Source organism: Citrobacter sp. RHBSTW-00671 (assembly GCF_014103415.1).
Classification (GTDB): domain Bacteria; phylum Pseudomonadota; class Gammaproteobacteria; order Enterobacterales; family Enterobacteriaceae; genus Citrobacter.
Map to the genome: position 1 here is coordinate 240,643 of NZ_JABXPR010000002.1, position 15,719 is coordinate 256,361.

Annotated in this window: 16 protein-coding genes; 10 read left to right on the top strand and 6 right to left on the bottom strand. The window is 46.6% G+C overall.

What is annotated here, in order from left to right; genetic code table 11:
• Positions 1 to 268: 268 nt before the first annotated feature.
• Positions 269 to 2,926 (top strand): conjugal transfer mating pair stabilization protein TraN, encoded by a 2,658-nt coding sequence (gene traN / locus HV261_RS24470; RefSeq protein WP_007372250.1) that lies wholly within the window; start codon positions 269 to 271, stop codon positions 2,924 to 2,926.
• 44 nt (positions 2,927 to 2,970) lie between these two features.
• Here the strand turns inward: traN and HV261_RS24475 are convergent, their stop codons facing one another.
• From HV261_RS24475 to HV261_RS24500, 6 genes are all read right to left on the bottom strand, one after another.
• Positions 2,971 to 3,741: a putative periplasmic lipoprotein gene (locus tag HV261_RS24475; RefSeq protein WP_007372251.1), complete on the bottom strand. Its 771-nt coding sequence runs from the start codon at positions 3,739 to 3,741 to the stop codon at positions 2,971 to 2,973.
• A 127-nt stretch (positions 3,742 to 3,868) separates the two neighbouring features.
• Positions 3,869 to 4,399: a FlhC family transcriptional regulator gene (locus HV261_RS24480; RefSeq protein WP_007372252.1), complete on the bottom strand. Its 531-nt coding sequence runs from the start codon at positions 4,397 to 4,399 to the stop codon at positions 3,869 to 3,871.
• 2 nt (positions 4,400 to 4,401) lie between these two features.
• Complete coding sequence (locus HV261_RS24485; RefSeq protein WP_016241572.1) at positions 4,402 to 4,932, bottom strand: hypothetical protein; 531 nt, start codon at positions 4,930 to 4,932, stop codon at positions 4,402 to 4,404.
• Positions 4,925 to 5,485: a transglycosylase SLT domain-containing protein gene (locus HV261_RS24490; RefSeq protein ID WP_016241571.1), complete on the bottom strand. Its 561-nt coding sequence runs from the start codon at positions 5,483 to 5,485 to the stop codon at positions 4,925 to 4,927. Before HV261_RS24490 ends, HV261_RS24485 begins: the two co-directional genes overlap by 8 nt.
• 29 nt (positions 5,486 to 5,514) lie before the next feature.
• Positions 5,515 to 6,045 (bottom strand): hypothetical protein, encoded by a 531-nt coding sequence (locus tag HV261_RS24495; protein WP_016241570.1) that lies wholly within the window; start codon positions 6,043 to 6,045, stop codon positions 5,515 to 5,517.
• Positions 6,046 to 6,059: 14 nt separating this feature from the next.
• Positions 6,060 to 7,082 (bottom strand): ParM/StbA family protein, encoded by a 1,023-nt coding sequence (locus HV261_RS24500; protein ID WP_007372253.1) that lies wholly within the window; start codon positions 7,080 to 7,082, stop codon positions 6,060 to 6,062.
• A gap of 1,183 nt (positions 7,083 to 8,265) precedes the next feature.
• On the opposite strand from HV261_RS24500, the gene mobI reads away from it, so the two are divergent.
• The 9 genes from mobI (at position 8,266) to HV261_RS24545 (ending at position 15,016) form a co-directional block, all read left to right on the top strand.
• Positions 8,266 to 8,697, top strand: coding sequence for a conjugative transfer protein MobI(A/C) (mobI, locus tag HV261_RS24505; RefSeq protein ID WP_016241569.1), 432 nt, complete (start codon positions 8,266 to 8,268; stop codon positions 8,695 to 8,697).
• Between the two features lie 876 nt (positions 8,698 to 9,573).
• A complete protein-coding gene (locus tag HV261_RS24510; protein ID WP_009652897.1) occupies positions 9,574 to 10,263 on the top strand; it encodes a hypothetical protein in 690 nt (229 codons plus the stop codon).
• A gap of 594 nt (positions 10,264 to 10,857) precedes the next feature.
• Positions 10,858 to 11,421, top strand: a complete 564-nt coding sequence (locus HV261_RS24515) for a hypothetical protein (protein ID WP_007372259.1) — start codon at positions 10,858 to 10,860, stop codon at positions 11,419 to 11,421.
• Between the two features lie 12 nt (positions 11,422 to 11,433).
• The gene (locus HV261_RS24520; protein ID WP_016241566.1) at positions 11,434 to 11,850 is read left to right on the top strand and encodes a hypothetical protein; all 417 of its coding nucleotides are present in this window, start codon (positions 11,434 to 11,436) and stop codon (positions 11,848 to 11,850) included.
• A 121-nt stretch (positions 11,851 to 11,971) separates the two neighbouring features.
• Complete coding sequence (locus HV261_RS24525; RefSeq protein WP_007372261.1) at positions 11,972 to 12,223, top strand: hypothetical protein; 252 nt, start codon at positions 11,972 to 11,974, stop codon at positions 12,221 to 12,223.
• Positions 12,224 to 12,238: 15 nt separating this feature from the next.
• Entirely contained in the window at positions 12,239 to 12,511 is a 273-nt protein-coding gene (locus HV261_RS24530; RefSeq protein WP_016241565.1) for a hypothetical protein, read from the top strand.
• A gap of 13 nt (positions 12,512 to 12,524) precedes the next feature.
• On the top strand, positions 12,525 to 12,908 hold the full coding sequence (locus HV261_RS24535) for a hypothetical protein (protein ID WP_007372262.1): 384 nt from the start codon (positions 12,525 to 12,527) through the stop codon (positions 12,906 to 12,908).
• Positions 12,909 to 12,970: 62 nt separating this feature from the next.
• On the top strand, positions 12,971 to 13,675 hold the full coding sequence (locus HV261_RS24540; RefSeq protein WP_007372263.1) for a hypothetical protein: 705 nt from the start codon (positions 12,971 to 12,973) through the stop codon (positions 13,673 to 13,675).
• Positions 13,676 to 13,843: 168 nt separating this feature from the next.
• A complete protein-coding gene (locus tag HV261_RS24545; RefSeq protein ID WP_048213837.1) occupies positions 13,844 to 15,016 on the top strand; it encodes a hypothetical protein in 1,173 nt (390 codons plus the stop codon).
• Positions 15,017 to 15,719: the final 703 nt, after the last annotated feature.

Here is a 15,719-nt window from a genome sequence, read left to right on the forward strand (position 1 = left end):
CACCATAATCTGAATCGCTTGGCCCCGATAATGGGATAAGGCCAGTAATACCAAACATGTCCATAAGTACCTCCAGTCGGTAATATTCAAGACGCTGAAAACACCCTCGTTTTGCCGTCCTTCTTTATTGTCTGAAACCAGTCTGTTTAATACGCTGCCTGCTTAATCCTTCATTTTAGTAGCTTCGCATAGAAATGCTGGCTGACGAAATTTAGTTACCGAGATCTCTGATTTCATAATCAGTAACCACGACAAAGGTGATCATAGAATGAAAAACCTTTTCCGCAAAAAATGGTTTTACAGACCACTCTGCACAATAACGATGTTATGTCACCTTGGTGTTGTATCCTACGTGCCGTATGCCTTTTCAGCAACGACCCAGGAAAACGTTACATCTGCCACTAATTTCTATAAAACACTGCCGCAAGTTTCAGCTACGTCAAATGGTACGGTTCAGTATGGAAAAGGCCAGGCCGTTGATTTGAACTCTGCTTATCCAAATCAAGGTTCATCAACTTCACTGGATAGCCTGAAAGGAACCTACGGAGATGACAGCAACACGCTAAAACTGGGCAATACAACCAACGCCAATCTGAAAACCGAAAATTCACTGCGCGGCGAAGCTTACCGAACGCTGGTGGGCTCAACGAAAACTACAGCAAACATTAAACCTGATGATTCCATCTTTGATGGCCATAAAGACTTCCTGGAGAATCAGGATAAGTACATGCAAGATCTTGGTGATTGTTCTATGACCAAGACCATGACGAATAAGGACACCGTCAACCATATCCCTGATTATCGCGAATGTACCCGTACCACAAGTGTCAGCGGCACATTCACCCTCTACCATCCTTACGTTGCCGGTATGCTCTCGCATTATAGTGGCGCGGCGAACATCGGTTCTTGCGGCACTAACTGCATCGAACTCTGGCTCGGGACTGTCGGTGATAACTACTGGGACGGCAACTGCACAATATTTGAACAGGCAATGGCCGTCACTGTCTACAATCCCCAGGCAGTTACCAGCGCCAAGATCATCAGGGCTAAATGGGATGATTACATGCAGATTTATGTCGGTGGTACAGATAGGGGTAGTTTGGTTTGGGCAGGGCCAAAAGGTTTAAACGTCTTCCCGCCAGAGACATCAGGAGCCTGTGAATTAAAAACAAGCTGGGATCAGTCGATTAATGTAGATGTAACAGCACAAATCCGAAATACCCCCCAAAATGGCGTTCTTAATTTCAAAAACCGTGTGTCAGTGACTGGCAGCGGCGAAGGTTATGCTCTCATTTATATTTACTTTGACCCAAACAAAATTATCTCGGATAACGCCTGGACTGTTGATAAACCTGAACAATTCGATACGTTGCTGAAGGCCATCAACGCCGGGTATTGCCAGAATTACACGGTAACCTGCCGCGAGACAGTCATTCCTGATGCAAATGGGTGCGCAACCATAAATGGCGCACGTATCTGCGAAAACCAGCTTGCTAAGCCGCCGATCGGAGGTCTCTCACCTTTCTGTAAGTCTGCAACGGTAGTTTCCAACTGCGGAACCGACGGTGGCGTTAACAATACTTGCAAGCAGTACGATGCAAACACTGCATGTAAATTCATTAAGTCCACTTGCATAACAGGTGCGGAGGGTGACAAAAATGGGTGCTGGCAGGCAACCGAGGTATGGGATTGCGGAACGGATGTCGTTGTACCCAATACCTCCTCCACCGATACCTATACTTGTCCTGGCGCTGTGCAATGCCTTAATGGGTCTTGCCTACAGCCTTCTGCTGAACCAAGCGGCGATTTCAACAAAGCAGTTGCAACTCTTCAGGCCGCAACTTACGCATTGAATGAAATGAAGTGTGGCGATGATACTGACGAAACCAACCGTTCCTGCACTCTTTTTAAAGGTGAGTCTGCACAATGTAAATCGGCGATGGGGGGATGGGTGGATTGTTGTGATCAGCCCGTAGATGTCAGCTGGATTCAGTATTTGCAGTTGTCCTACTACACTCTAAAAATTGCTGATGCTGTCTCTGTAAAAGCCGGTATGTTCGAACAGGGAAAAGGTATTTTTGACATGGGTTCCGAACTTATGACTAATGCCATCGATACAATAACTCGACCAGCTATTTCCGCTTTCAACAGTCTGGTTGGGTCGGCAGGTACTGAAGCGGCTCAGCAAGCTACAGAAGCAGGTTTGTCCGGTTTGATGAATCAGGCTATAGGAGCGCTGACGAAACAAGTTGCTCAATGGACTCTTGATACCTTCGGCCCTGCTGCGACGAATCTGATATTTGAAAGTGCGGCCTCTGGCGGTGGCGCAGCCGTAACATCGTCTGGCCTGGCTACATCTGTTCAATTGTCGTCAACTATTGTTTCGGCAATATCCGTGGTTGGATATGCTTACATGGCGTACCAGATTGCTAATATACTGGTCAACATCATCTGGGCTTGTACTCCTGATGAATTTAAGCTTGCCGTTAAGAAAGAAACAAAATTGGCCGTGCATATATCCAGCTGGTGTGAAACAAAGTTTCTGGGTGTCTGTATCGAGAAACGGTCAAGTTATTGCACGTTTGATTCTCAGATTGGTCGCATCATTCAGGAACAAGGGAGACCAATGTTAGGTATCGGCTGGGGGGATAAAAAGAACCCGGATTGTCGACCACTGACGTTAGAAGAATTTGGACGGATTGATTTTAACAAACTCGATTTGTCAGAGTGGATTGGTTCACTTTACGAGGCGAAACTTTTACCTAAAGCGTCGGAAATAAATCTGGATAAGATAACCGGTAAAGGAAACGTATTGAATATAGATGGATCTCGCCAGAACTCCCTGGAGCGATTCCAGAGCGGTGTTGACAGTATCGATGTTGATGCGGCGAAATCTAGCACAGAGGCTGTTTTGAAAACTCAATAGCTTTGCAGGATAAGAAGCCCCGACTTTATGTCGGGGCTTTTTTTTTACTTTCTGAACAGGTATTGCTTACCGTCACTGAATACCATTGGTTCATGTTCAGGAGAGCCTGGTAAGAACAGAGCCCGCTGAGCACCCAGTTCTTTACTCATTTCTTTAACCAGACCTACGTTAGAGGCTCGTGTTGCATAGAGGTTGAAGCAGTCATTACCGATAATGAATGTCACCTGACCGCTGGTGCTGATAGGTGGTTTCGGCAACGTTGGAGCTATATCAGCATACGATACCCAATCACCGTTCGTCGCTTTCCGACGAACTGCATTTTCAACAGCACCGCCTTTCCCCTCACACATCCCACCAACTTTGTATCCATCCATCCGGGTTAGTGTTTTCCAGAAAATCGCATTGACCTCACGCTCATTATCTTCCTGAGATTTACCGTTCCATGACGCGACACGCACCACGCCATCAACAATAGCAGTAGGCTGTTGGGCCGTTAAAACAGACAGCACAGGGATGAAAGATGTGTGTGTCGCGAAGCCCGCAGCCACATCGGCCACTCCATTACCTCCCAGGTTGGTTACACCTTTTTCACCAGCCTTAACCGGGGTTTTGAGAGGGACAAGCTGCCCATTGGACGCGAAACCGTTATAGATAAGGTATTGATCGCCAGCATCGGTGATCTGACGTAAATCCATCGCTCGGGCAAATTTCAAAGCATCAGATGGATTGCTGTCAACCGGCATAGCTGGTGGTTGAGAAGCCGCGCAACCAACTAACATCAGCGATACCAAAGCAAGACCAGAGATTTTCTTCATTTTATTTTCCTTGGGACACCAGTAGGTTTGTTATTCAATACTAACCCGACTCATTCACGTGACGAAGTATCCAGGCAATAAAAAAGCCCGTTAAAACGGGCTTTTTTATGAAATTTAACTTAGTCACTTACGAGCTTTCATTTTCAGCTTCTGTATCAGAGCAGAACGGACAAATATGTTTTTTCCGTGGACGGTCACAACTCTGCGGTGAAATAAATGAAAGATCGCAACGGTAACACCTTACCATACGTATTTCTTCAGCTCGAAAATCACGAGCAAGAGTCCAGGCCTCGTTGGCATCAATCATCATTTTCGAGGCTTCTTCCGGGCGGAATTTAAGGTTTAGTTCCCGGTAGATTTCGAACGCACTCACCACATCAACGATGTTGTCACTGTTGTTTGGGTCTTTCGAACGACGCAGATAGATGCTCATAAAATTGGTTGCCTCAACCTTTTTATGTGTCGTATTGAGCAGCGTCTCTGAATGTTTAAGTCGTCCGATTGATACATCACTCAGATGGAACTCTTTTCGCAAAAAATCAATAACACGGTCACTTGCATTAAGCGAATGCACAATGATCTTTCTACGAAATCCTAATTTTACCATTTTCTGTGTTAAAGCAAATTTATCTTCATCCCGGACAAGAGCAGCCTTCATAATCAATTACTCCAATGAGAATAGCGCGACTGTAAGTAACCTGTTAATTCTAAGGTTGGGTTGGGGGCTCCAATAACTGTACTGAAGTCACAATCTACTAAATCGGCAAATGGACGAATAGGTTTAAAATATATTTTGCCGGTTATGATTGCATCGATTGTTTGTGCATCATCCATACGTTCGACAAGCTGTACGGTTTTTTCATTATCAAACCAGTAGAACGTTTGGGCAACAGTCCCCGTATTAATGAAAACACGAACACTGAATACCAGCAGGGCAAGCCGTAGGATGTATGAGTCATGACGAACGAATTTTTCTACCTCAGTAGATATCTTGCGCTCGGGATCATGACAGATATTAAAGATGGGCAAGTCATACTTCTCCATCGATAAAGCGAGCTTGGCCTGATTAGATTTCTCTATCAAAAATTCCCGGTCTCCTTCTGCTAACTCAAAAGGGCTTTTATACAACGATTGCGCACGGGTAATAATTGAGATGGCAGTCTGTAGAAAATACAAATTTTGATTAATCATTTTCGATAAGCCTCTTCCATACGCGTAATACGCGCTGACCATATTCACGAGCCTTGCCTTCCAACTTAGGGTTTTGAGTGTTGTATCCACCTATCGCCAGTTCTATATCGCCAGGGTTAGCTTTGATGGCTGCACACAAAGTCTTTGCCCCGATTCGGATGTTTGTATCGACATCCAGGAGTTCTTCAGGATGGTTAACATACTGTCCGTTCCAACGAAAATTAATTTGAACGATTCCAATATCTGTTACCGGAGTGGCTGAGAGATAGCGGGCTAGCGCTCTCTTTGCATCTTCATAACTTGTCGGGTAATACGACCCATAAACATAGTTGTTCAATGCCCAGGGGCTGGGAACAACATACCCCTTGGTTCCTGCATTATTTTTACTCTCGGTGAGTGCCACCGCGTAGAGAAGGTACGGATCGAGGCCACACTCTTTCTGGGAATGCTTTTCCCAAGAAGTGCCACGAAGATCTACAAGCCTGGCGTTCGTACTCGTGCAGTAAGCAGCACATAGTAAAGCGAGCACCAAACTCTTCGTTGCTATCTGCATTTCCCCTCCCCACAAACCCTACAACGGCATCAACTTATGCGAACACGCCTTGGTGTAACCTTTTCATTAACGCCGCTATCTTGATTGTCGCCTGTCTCCCCAACGCCCGATTTATCTCCAGGATTGGGATCCGGTATTTTTCCAGCAATCTCAGGCTTACTGGTAAGGTTCGCCGTCGATAACTGGTCATCTTTAACTTCGAACTCTTGAATATCACTGCCCACACAAAATGGCGGGCCTGTATTGACTATATCGTTGCTAACCACGTGACGAAATTTTGGTTCAGTGTCCTCATTTACTTTGGGTAAGTGGCCGTCTCTCTGACTAGTCATCAGACCAGTCTCATTTTCTGTATTCGGCCCACGGACTGATTTCTTCTGTTCTGATTTACGTTTTTTTGAAGTCTCACGGACGATACCGGGTATAAAACTGTCACCTGCTAGCAATGCTCGGTTTGCCAGCGCCAATAGTGAACTGCTGCGCTGGCCAGACTGTTTTGATTCCAGATAATTAATCAGCTCTGGAAACAGTATTGGATTAATCGTCACTCGAACTTGCATGAAACCCCCTTTGCTCAATCATCGCCGTAAAGCATCAAGTCAACGCCATAGTTCCAGAAACCAATGGCATTACTGGCAACAGGCAACGGGCTCGATACGATCCTGGCTCGGGGGAATTCTTCTCGTATGGTCTGTTCGTAGAACCTTGTCCCACCACCGGCAGCTGCAATGATATGGACTGGCCCGAGAACCCTTGTCGATTTTCGCAACTCTTTGACTACATCACTGGCGATGGAGGGAATAGCTTCTTCAAGCAGAGGACGTAGGGAAATGTGGCGGAACCCATTAAAGAAAGACTGCTCATTGTTACGGAGAGCGATTTCAATAATTTCTGGTAGATCATCAATTCGCTCTTCCGGGTTATCGGCATTAAGGCGGTTCACAATGCTTTCGATAATTGCACTGGTTGCTTTTAATGATGAACCTGAAGAGCCTGATACCCTGCTTCCGCTCTTAAAGGCGATGTAGTCCATCGAGAAGAAGCCAGGGTCAACCACGAGAATGGTCGACTTCTCTAATTCTTCCTGACTGATAAGGCCCGGTCTGTTAACGATGTCATTGATGACACCAACGCCCTGCTGAAGAACGAGGCATTTTTTAACAGTCACTGTTTTTCCTGGCGCAATAGTAAACGTACCGGTGAGCCTCGCAGTCAGTTTCGCGCGTTCACTTTCATTAGCAAGACGGACAGGTAAACCAGTTACTACCAGGTCGATTTCATTGCCTGCTTTAGCAGTGATTTTATCCAGTGAGGCCAGATATAGTGCCAGGTACATTTCTGTCATGTGGTAACGGTCATGCAGCTCACGCGCATCGGGGCGTTCGGTAAAAGCCCGCCATTCTTTACCTCCTGGGTACACCAACACTTCATGTTCGCAGCTACGCTTTACCAGCCGCACATCATCTACTGGCTCATTCGTAGCGTAGGCCGGATAAATACTGACTGTGGGTTTGTCATCCGCTGAATCCCCTACAGCAATTTTTACATTGCTGTATCCAATATCAATTCCGCAGACAACCAATTTGTCATTGCTCATTCGTTAACCCTGCAAGTTAAAAATGAATTACTGCCACTCCGATAACATTTGAGCGCCAAAAAGGGGTTCGCACTAACGTAAAGAAAGGTGGCCTCCCTCTGTCAACGTCGGGAATTAACCGTTAACAAGTTGTAACATGGTATTCAAACGATCATCGATTACCATTTTTTTTATCGGCAAAACGTCCCCATTTTTGACATTAATAATGGCTAGATACGGACGTTTAAAATGTCAGATATGTACATAAATGCTGCATGAAACTGGACGTCATATATGGCTAAATCCGGCCCTAAAAACCTTAACCCCTAACCTAAATCAGACTGAGGAAATTAGGTGGTAATGTATGAGGGCAACACATTTAGATTGGCTTTCCGCCTGGGGATTTCGCGGAGTATATATACTAAAAACACATGCTTCGGTGAGGTGAATTAAGGTATGTTGTGGCGATTACTCAAGGGTACACTTCGTGAAAATTTTACTTAAGCACAAGTTATAATTTCACTTAAATATGCATATCTCCCCTTCACTTCCCCCCCAAAAAAACTCTCTCAAACTAGTATATATACCTACAAAATGTGACATAAATCACTATGAAGTTACTGTGATTTAGGATTGATCCTGAAGACGGAGGGAGGTGATGGAAGTTTCAGCTGCGTTTGCCATTGTATTCTCCAGAAAGGTAACAAAAAGTGGAAAAGCCAGAAACATAAGTTTCTGCCATATCATATAGCGACTCTACATAATCGTTTACTAAGAGGTTTGTGCAGCGGTGGGCGTCATCCCGTTAATCGCCTCTACATTAGGGGAAGTAAGTTTCCATTATATTCCCCAGAAACCTATTAAAAATCAGAAATGCCCAGAAACGTAGTTTTCTGCCATATCATATAGAGATTGGCAAACTGCTTGATTAAAATAAAATGGCTTGATAAAAGTACCCGTACAGATAGATATTAATAGCTCAATCACCAGATTGCCATTGTATTCTCCAGAAACATGCAAAAAATGAGAACACCCAGAAAGATACTTAACTGGAGAATCAATCTTTCCTGTTTTGGAACTGAAAACTAAAAATCGAACCTGAAAAGGAGTTTTCTCTTTCTCCAGAAACATAGAGTTCTGGCGTAATAATAGAGATTCTCTTTTTTGGGGTTAAGTCCTAATCAAAAAACATCGAGGTGGTTTTATGCAACTCGTCGGGTACATCAATGATCTGGAAAAGGCTCGTGATGCGGTTGATTCAGCCGCAGAACTTCTGTTTAACGAGGCCAATAGTCTTCGGGAGGAATACTGGGACAAAGCTATTGCTGATGACGAGAAGGCACGGTACAGCTTTAACGTAACCAGGCAAGGAACAACTATCAGGATCCGCTGGGCCAGATTGACACCTTTGCGCAAAGCTGGTGGAGGCATTGATCGTGTCGTTCCCAAATACCTACCTCTCAACAAAGGCGAATCATATCCACCAGCGAAATTTAAGGATGCAAGCCAGCGAGAACTTGCGCTTATCGAACTGTATGAAGGTCAGCTTATTTGGTTGCGTGATGAGTTACGAAAAAACCGTGCAATTCGGCAGGCACTTTCACTTCGAATAACTCACCTAAGAAAACAGCTTTAGAAATACAAACCGCTCTGGAGTAAACATAACGGATATACATGAATACCAGGCGATGACCTGGTATTTTTGTTAGTGAGCCTTCAGGCGATCTGTTAGTGAGCCTTCAGGCGATAGCGGACTTATCGCGGCGGAAATGAATCAGGATGATCGCAATATGATCGCGAGTGTTTTCGCCCGGGTATGATCGGGTGGGAATGCAGCGGACTATTTCGCGGGCGCGAATATGGAAGGTAAACAAAGCGGAAGCGATAGCGTCGGTTTTCTCTATTTTTACATCGGGAGGTTGAGCATGGTAATAATCAAACCGCACGATGTCGGAGGAAAGATGAATTTCCTCCGGGGGTTTTTATGGGCAACCGGAGGTTGCCCTGGTTTTAATCGCCGGGGAAAACCAAAAGTGAATAACCAACATGGTTTTCCTCCGGGGGTTTTTGTCGCGGCGAGTACCGCTTAGAAATTGTGATCGGCTATCGAAACGGACAATATGAAGTCGATACCCTCGTTCGGAATAACTTCCCTCCCGATACACGCGTAAACAAAACGAAACCATTAACAAATTATCGCTCAGATTATCAAAGTGGATCATCTCCGTCTCATACCAGCCAAATTCCCTTGTAAACCGATCTGTATTCGCAAAAGGATCCGTTATTGGGATAAAACCACGCCAGAATCGCCTCAGAACGATTCTGAGCTTATCCCCCTGGTATTTTCACGATCGGATTGATTAAAACGCGCCTGAGCGTTTTGAGCGCGTTTTGTAGATCGACATATCTGTAAATTTCCTGAGTATGGTTTGGCTATGCCCTGATTTTGTTCCGAACGGGGAAGCCGTTATGATTAGGTCTGAATGTAAAGCACTTGTAGAGGTGATGCGGTATGAGTCACGAGCGCATTGAGGTTTTTGGTGATGGAGGCAGCTGGATAGCCGAAAGGCTTAAGTCATTCAGGTTAACGATCTTGGGTCAAAGTGAGTCGTTGTCTATCGTCAGGAACCCGACTGACAATTCTGCCTGGGTGACTCACGATGATACCGGCCTTGTTTTATGTCCCCTCCATGTTGATGGTTCGTTGGCCCCGGATATCGCTGAAGCTACTGAGACGGTGGAGAAATACATCTCCCGAGTGAGCCCTGCGGGAATATCAGCACGGATAAAGCAAGCCCGTAACCACCTGGATAGAATTGCCGCACCGGTAGACTCACGTTCTGCGGCAGCACTGTTAAGACGTGGCGGAATCCCGATTCTCTCACTGCGAACCACGGAATATCTGAAGTGGTACGAGTTGTTAGCGAGACTGGCGAAAGGTCAGGCTCTGTCACCATCCATCTGGGTGGATAACTACCTTGCCGGTGATACACCAGAAAGTGCATGGGCTAATGGACGCGGACTCTATGAGTTAATCAACAATGGGAATATGACATCAGCCAATACGATTTTCCCGGTCTGGTATTCTGTAGCTCTCGCACTGGGAAGATTCACAACAGAAGAACTACCTGTGATGAACGCCTGGCCGAGCTATTGTGATGGAACCCGTGTGGAGAGTTTTATCCAGTTGTATCGTGATTAATTCTTATTCATATGTCATATGATTAACGCTAAAGAAGATCTGCGGTAAGTCTGGCCGTTACCCGGAACCCCGGGACAGACCGAAACTTGCTTTCGGGTTGTCTCGGGGTTGGCCGAGCGAAGCGCTGGCAAGCACCACACCTATTTTGAGGAGAAGCCAATGTTAATTTCGTATAAGAGCAAATTGAAATTAGGATCTATCGCACTATGTTCATTTGGTGTAGGTATGGGCGTTATGCTATCAAAAACCGTTCCACTATCTTTAAGCGCTGTAGTAGTACTCGCCTTTTTCTGGTTACTCTCAATCATTTGTTTAGGGGTTGCTGCTTTCTTTTGTTCCGATTGAAATTGTGTAGTTCATACAGTACCCCGAATAATCCCCGCCTTTGTCAGTAGATAACCGTGAGGCAGACCGAAACTTGTTTTCGGGCTGTCGAGGGGTTGGCCGAGCGAAGCGCTGGCAAGTACAGACCATATTGTTCCCCCTGCATTTCTCATCGCTAAATTCTTTCTTGAAATATCGTCAGATTCCCTGTTTGTCACCCACCAGCCTCATGTTGTTATTGACCTAACTGCCATTCAATGGGAAGCAACAATGTTTAATTTAATCGCGAAGGCTAAAGAAGCAGGTTATCAATTCTGGATCAGTGCCTCCAAGGTACTGACAGTTACTACCGGAACCGAGATGGGGCTGACGATTATTAAAACTGTAACTGATATTAACCCTTGCTTGCTGGTGGCGGAGTTAATGAACCTTGGGATCACGTTATCCCCAGATAATAATTATTTCTGCTGGTTGGATAGCGAAGGTGTCCTTTGGGCCGTTGACCGCCACCATCTCTATCGAGGAAATACAGGGGAGCATGGGGTAAACTGGGATGTCGTCTATCATCACGGCATGGTAATTAATACCCCTGAGCAGGCATCCATCCTTTTCAAAATTCCCCACATTGGGCGCTTTACTGCCACTGTAATGTATAGCGCTGGCTATACACCCGACTGGGCTCTTCCAGCCTTTGTTGATTTTTCTGGTGAACCGGATCATGAAACAATACTGTCGTGGTTATCCGAGGTAGGCATTCGTAATGCAGGAATGCATCTCGAAGATATTGAGTTTCTTTCTGTTGAAGAAAATCCCGACGCTTATATCTCTCTTTAATGAGGTCTCTGTATGTCAAACGTTAAACCTTATTCCTGGGTAGTTCGCTTCGATGTTGCTCCTCAGTGGGTAGCTGACGGCTTTATCATGACAGATACCACAGCTCTCGAAATGCTATCTGATGTTATCAACTATGCAAACGATCACGAACTTGCCGCATTGGTTATTTCAGCACCCGATGCAGAAAGAATTTCCGAGGAGCAAGGCTATTTGGCTTCTAACAATGCGGAGCTAATGCGTCAGGTGCTAATCGGCTCACCGCAGGCATATGCTAAAGCATCTGTGGCAAATACCCTGCTAAAGGCTATAACCGCACTTGAGCAAACGCAGGATAATAAGCAGGTCGTTAAAGAACTGCATTCCAGCCTCGCTTTACTGACGGGCAATAAGCCTATTTCGGACATTATCTGGTTTCCAACCCCAGAATAATTCTTTCATAAAGAGCTTAAATCTTTAGCTCATTTATTTATGGATTTTCTATTCGTCAGCCACCCAGCGTGTGTTTAACTGAAGTTAGTAAACAAAACGAAAAACATACGCGGGGTGATTTATGAATACTGCAATTCATCAAGTACGAAATAACGTTCGTCGCACTACATCTGCACGTCCTGTTTGTTATCCAGTTCGCCCGCAGACAGAGAAAGAACTTTTTTCTGTAGGCCGCAGCCTCTGGTATCGCTACACCACTTCATTTGGCCCGTGCCGTGAAGTTCACCATCATCATGTGCAGCAGCTTGCACACCTGGTGGGTAAATCTGTTGGCTATGTTGAACATGCCATTAATCATTACCTCACGCATTGAACGAGGCGGCTTAATATGTCTACTCAAATCTATTGTGCGGTGCTTCGCCATTTCATGATGATGGCTGCATCCTCCCAGCACTCATTGATTGTGCTGAAGCAATTATATAACGCAGAGATTTCATCGAAAGCTCACCTGGCCGGTCTCTCCGTGTCCGAAGCTGAAGCGCTCCTGGCTCTACCATCCACCAGCTGGCGCAAACGCGATGATGTAATTCATGAGCTGAACATTCGCCTTAAGCAACTCACTAGCGTAGCCACACCGCCAGCTCAACAAGTCGCAAACTGAAGGAGTCTATAACATGCTGCCATTTCTCATTTTGCTGTTCTGCTCATCGCCTGAGACGGCGCGAATGATCCTAATCTACGCTACCGATGAATCTGCGGCCCGCCTCCAGGCGCTTGAAGATTTCGCACGTCTGAATGATTCGGGTTTTGCTGCTTCCGCCCAAACCCCATATGAGTGGGAGAATCCTCACGGTGACCAGCTCTTTATTGAGTCGGTATACCCGGTTCCATCCGGCGATTTATCTGCTATCCGCCGTATGCTCGGGGATGACGATGCCCCATATACCGACAAGCACCTTATTGCCGGTTTACTGGAGGACAGCCGACGTATCCAGATGATTGAACCGAATGCCGGTACTCTTTCTCGTATTGCTCAGGCAGAGCAGTACCTTCAGTAGACTTGTGTTCCGACCGCCCACCAGCAGGTGGGCTTCGGGCTAATTTCCTGTACGAGGTATGTATGCAAGGTACACCACGCTGGTGGCAGAACGGTCGTCGGGTGCAGGCCGTTCTCGCAGAGAATCAGACCGCAGATGTAAGGCTCAATATCGGCCCAGAAAATGACTTCTGGTTTACTGATGATGGTAATAATCCTGTTGCTGTGCTTAGGGTTATCGGCCCGGTCTGTCCACTGGATCCGCTAAAATTCACCTCCAGTATCACTGATGTCCTTCCTGAAGATGTCCATAGCTATAAAAAAGCCCTTCAGGAACACCAGATGATAAACCGGCCTGTCTCGTTCTATCTTGCACTTGCCGATGCCTGGTTGCTTGTTAACGAACAGCAGCCGGTTTACCAGTTCCGCATCCGAAACCAGTACAACGGCATGACTACTGAATGGAATTCCGTTGCCCGGGACAAAGTCATTGAAGTGATTAAGATGCAGCCGGAAACCGCTGAATTCCGGGTTCTCGTCCCATCGGCTCCTGAGCCTGCTGCGAATGCCCGGCAGTTGATCTCAGAAATTGAAGGTCTGCGTGAAGCTATTGGGAAACTCTACCCGGCAAATACTGATGTACGTCGTATTGCCAGAAACAGCGGCTGGATGCATGTATACGACGACACCAATGCCAAAATGAACTTTGCAGACAATGCCAGAAATACCCCTTATCTCGATGCCTTTGTGACTCAACTGCATCTCTTCCTCACAGATGATCGAGAGTAGATGTAAAACCTCCCTGAATCTTTCTGCTCTAACCAGCGCTGTCATATAGCATTTTTTTGACGGCGCTGCCGGTTGCGCTTTTATCAAACATGGTAAATACATTGTTTCATGCTGTCTGGCTCCCGGGCGCGGAGTTATCGTTGATGGAACCAAGTTGAGATATTCGAAATGAAAAGACCAACGGCACATAAAAATGACCGTCTGCCGGTGCGAAGATCTAACCCTACAACGCCTCAAGCAAGAGAGCGCGTTATTGCCGGGCTGGTGGCCTCAGCTACATCTGACTTCGTCTACCTCGTTCAGTGGCTGAAATCAGGAAAGCAGAACGGTGACCCTCTACAGCTATCCAGATGGGATAGCCTGAGAAATGCAATAAGCCACCTTGAGACGCTTGATGCTGGTGTACAACCTGACTGGCGCAAAGTCCTCACCCTGGTGTCGCGGGAAATTCATACCAGCCATAATGTCCAGGCGGTTGTTACTCCTCCGTCTAAAATCGCCGGTGGTATACTCAGCAACCTTAACGACATCAGCCAGAAGATAGCGACCGGGCTTGCTTCCCCTGACATGCTCGGCAGGCTCGATTATATGCTTCAGTTGACCGCAGGCCTGGCAGGTGGTGATGATCTGACGCAAAGCATCCGTAAGGTTTCAGACAGTGCAGAAAAAGCCCTACGTGGTTATGACAAGCCGCAGGCAAAGGCCAAAACGCCTAAACCGGCCCCACCAGCTCCTGCATTCCGGGATGATCAGACGTTCAGGCAAGAGTGTGCGCCACTGATTGGGGTTGATGACCTCTTTGTTCTGGCTAATTGCCTTATTGCGATGTCCGCCCGCCTGGGCCGTTCTCCTGTCAGCCTAGCGAAACGCGCAGCGGGTTTAAAAGGTGTGATTAAACCCGATATGCTGGCTGACCTGCTGGAGCTCTTACAGCAGGACGTGGATCTGACCGCCCTGGCCCCGCCACCCAGGGTTAAAGACGATAATAGCCGCAGTGATGGAGGTAAGCTCGTCGGTTTAACCGGGGTCGTCGAAGGTGGCGCGTCAATCGGTGCTGAAGCGCAGCGTATCATCACCGCAGAACTGAAGAAGCACTCGCCGCTCACTTCGGCGCAGCGCGTATCTTTCGATACCGCCCGTGCGGGTCTGGCGCTGGAGAGCGATACATTCCGGGTTATTGAAGAGATCAGACGTATTGCAGCATCACTCAACTGGAGACCGCTGGCTGTCGCGGCCCATGCCGCGCATAAATCGCCTGGTATCCGCCCGGAGATTGCCGGGGATGTGATCACGTTGCTGGCGCAGGATGAGGCCTTAACCACCAGCAAGCCTAGCCGTTAAGTACCTGCCGCGCTGACTACAGCTTACCTCGCGATATTGCACCAGCAGCTCAGAAATAATACCGGTATAAACGTCCGCGTTTTGCCGGTATTTTAATTCGCCCTATTTTTAGAATTAGCGATAATAGCGTTGCTTATTACGTATTTTTACACTCAGAAACCTTCGTCACATGAATAGGGTATGGTTCACTGAATAGACAAAGACGTTAAATCTGGTCAGCTACAGAAAGGAGGATTTATGTAAATGCTCTCGTTACGTTCAAACTCTTAAAAAACTGCCGCGCCTGCCTATATAAGCCAGGCTGTAGACCTGAAGTCTACAAATTTAGCGTTACTGACAATTCACAATCCAGTGAACCGGCCCACACTAAGGAGGTTATATGCGAACGCGTAACTTTAAATCTGAGTCTATGTAATCTGATCAGCTGGCGCTGCCGAGAATGGCGGACTCCGCTACCCCGGTGATAGACCGGGGTAGCAGGAAGAAAGAGTAACGATTTACCGGTTTTAAAACCAAATTTTCGTCAAATGGGATACAAGCGCCCAAGGCCGGTTCCCGTCTGACAGACCGAAGTTGTGATGTGTGCATCGCCCCCCTGGAAGTTGTTTTATTGAATTGCTGTGTGTAGTTTTGCGGGGATAATACCCCGCTTTTTTTTTGCTTATTCTTCTTCGTCACCCCACCTTCCTGTGCCATCATACGT

What these genes read in the sequence shown, in the direction of transcription:
- HV261_RS24515 (WP_007372259.1), top strand. Translation starts at nt 10,858, where the DNA reads ATGTTTAATTTAATCGCGAAGGCTAAAGAAGCAGGTTATCAATTCTGG.
- HV261_RS24535 (WP_007372262.1), top strand. Translation starts at nt 12,525, where the DNA reads ATGCTGCCATTTCTCATTTTGCTGTTCTGCTCATCGCCTGAGACGGCG.
- HV261_RS24540 (WP_007372263.1), top strand. Translation starts at nt 12,971, where the DNA reads ATGCAAGGTACACCACGCTGGTGGCAGAACGGTCGTCGGGTGCAGGCC.
- HV261_RS24475 (WP_007372251.1), bottom strand. Translation starts at nt 3,741, where the DNA reads ATGAAGAAAATCTCTGGTCTTGCTTTGGTATCGCTGATGTTAGTTGGT.
- HV261_RS24495 (WP_016241570.1), bottom strand. Translation starts at nt 6,045, where the DNA reads ATGCAAGTTCGAGTGACGATTAATCCAATACTGTTTCCAGAGCTGATT.
- HV261_RS24525 (WP_007372261.1), top strand. Translation starts at nt 11,972, where the DNA reads ATGAATACTGCAATTCATCAAGTACGAAATAACGTTCGTCGCACTACA.
- HV261_RS24480 (WP_007372252.1), bottom strand. Translation starts at nt 4,399, where the DNA reads ATGAAGGCTGCTCTTGTCCGGGATGAAGATAAATTTGCTTTAACACAG.
- HV261_RS24510 (WP_009652897.1), top strand. Translation starts at nt 9,574, where the DNA reads ATGAGTCACGAGCGCATTGAGGTTTTTGGTGATGGAGGCAGCTGGATA.
- HV261_RS24520 (WP_016241566.1), top strand. Translation starts at nt 11,434, where the DNA reads ATGTCAAACGTTAAACCTTATTCCTGGGTAGTTCGCTTCGATGTTGCT.
- HV261_RS24485 (WP_016241572.1), bottom strand. Translation starts at nt 4,932, where the DNA reads ATGATTAATCAAAATTTGTATTTTCTACAGACTGCCATCTCAATTATT.
- HV261_RS24500 (WP_007372253.1), bottom strand. Translation starts at nt 7,082, where the DNA reads ATGAGCAATGACAAATTGGTTGTCTGCGGAATTGATATTGGATACAGC.
- HV261_RS24530 (WP_016241565.1), top strand. Translation starts at nt 12,239, where the DNA reads ATGTCTACTCAAATCTATTGTGCGGTGCTTCGCCATTTCATGATGATG.
- HV261_RS24490 (WP_016241571.1), bottom strand. Translation starts at nt 5,485, where the DNA reads ATGCAGATAGCAACGAAGAGTTTGGTGCTCGCTTTACTATGTGCTGCT.
- traN (WP_007372250.1), top strand. Translation starts at nt 269, where the DNA reads ATGAAAAACCTTTTCCGCAAAAAATGGTTTTACAGACCACTCTGCACA.
- HV261_RS24545 (WP_048213837.1), top strand. Translation starts at nt 13,844, where the DNA reads ATGAAAAGACCAACGGCACATAAAAATGACCGTCTGCCGGTGCGAAGA.
- mobI (WP_016241569.1), top strand. Translation starts at nt 8,266, where the DNA reads ATGCAACTCGTCGGGTACATCAATGATCTGGAAAAGGCTCGTGATGCG.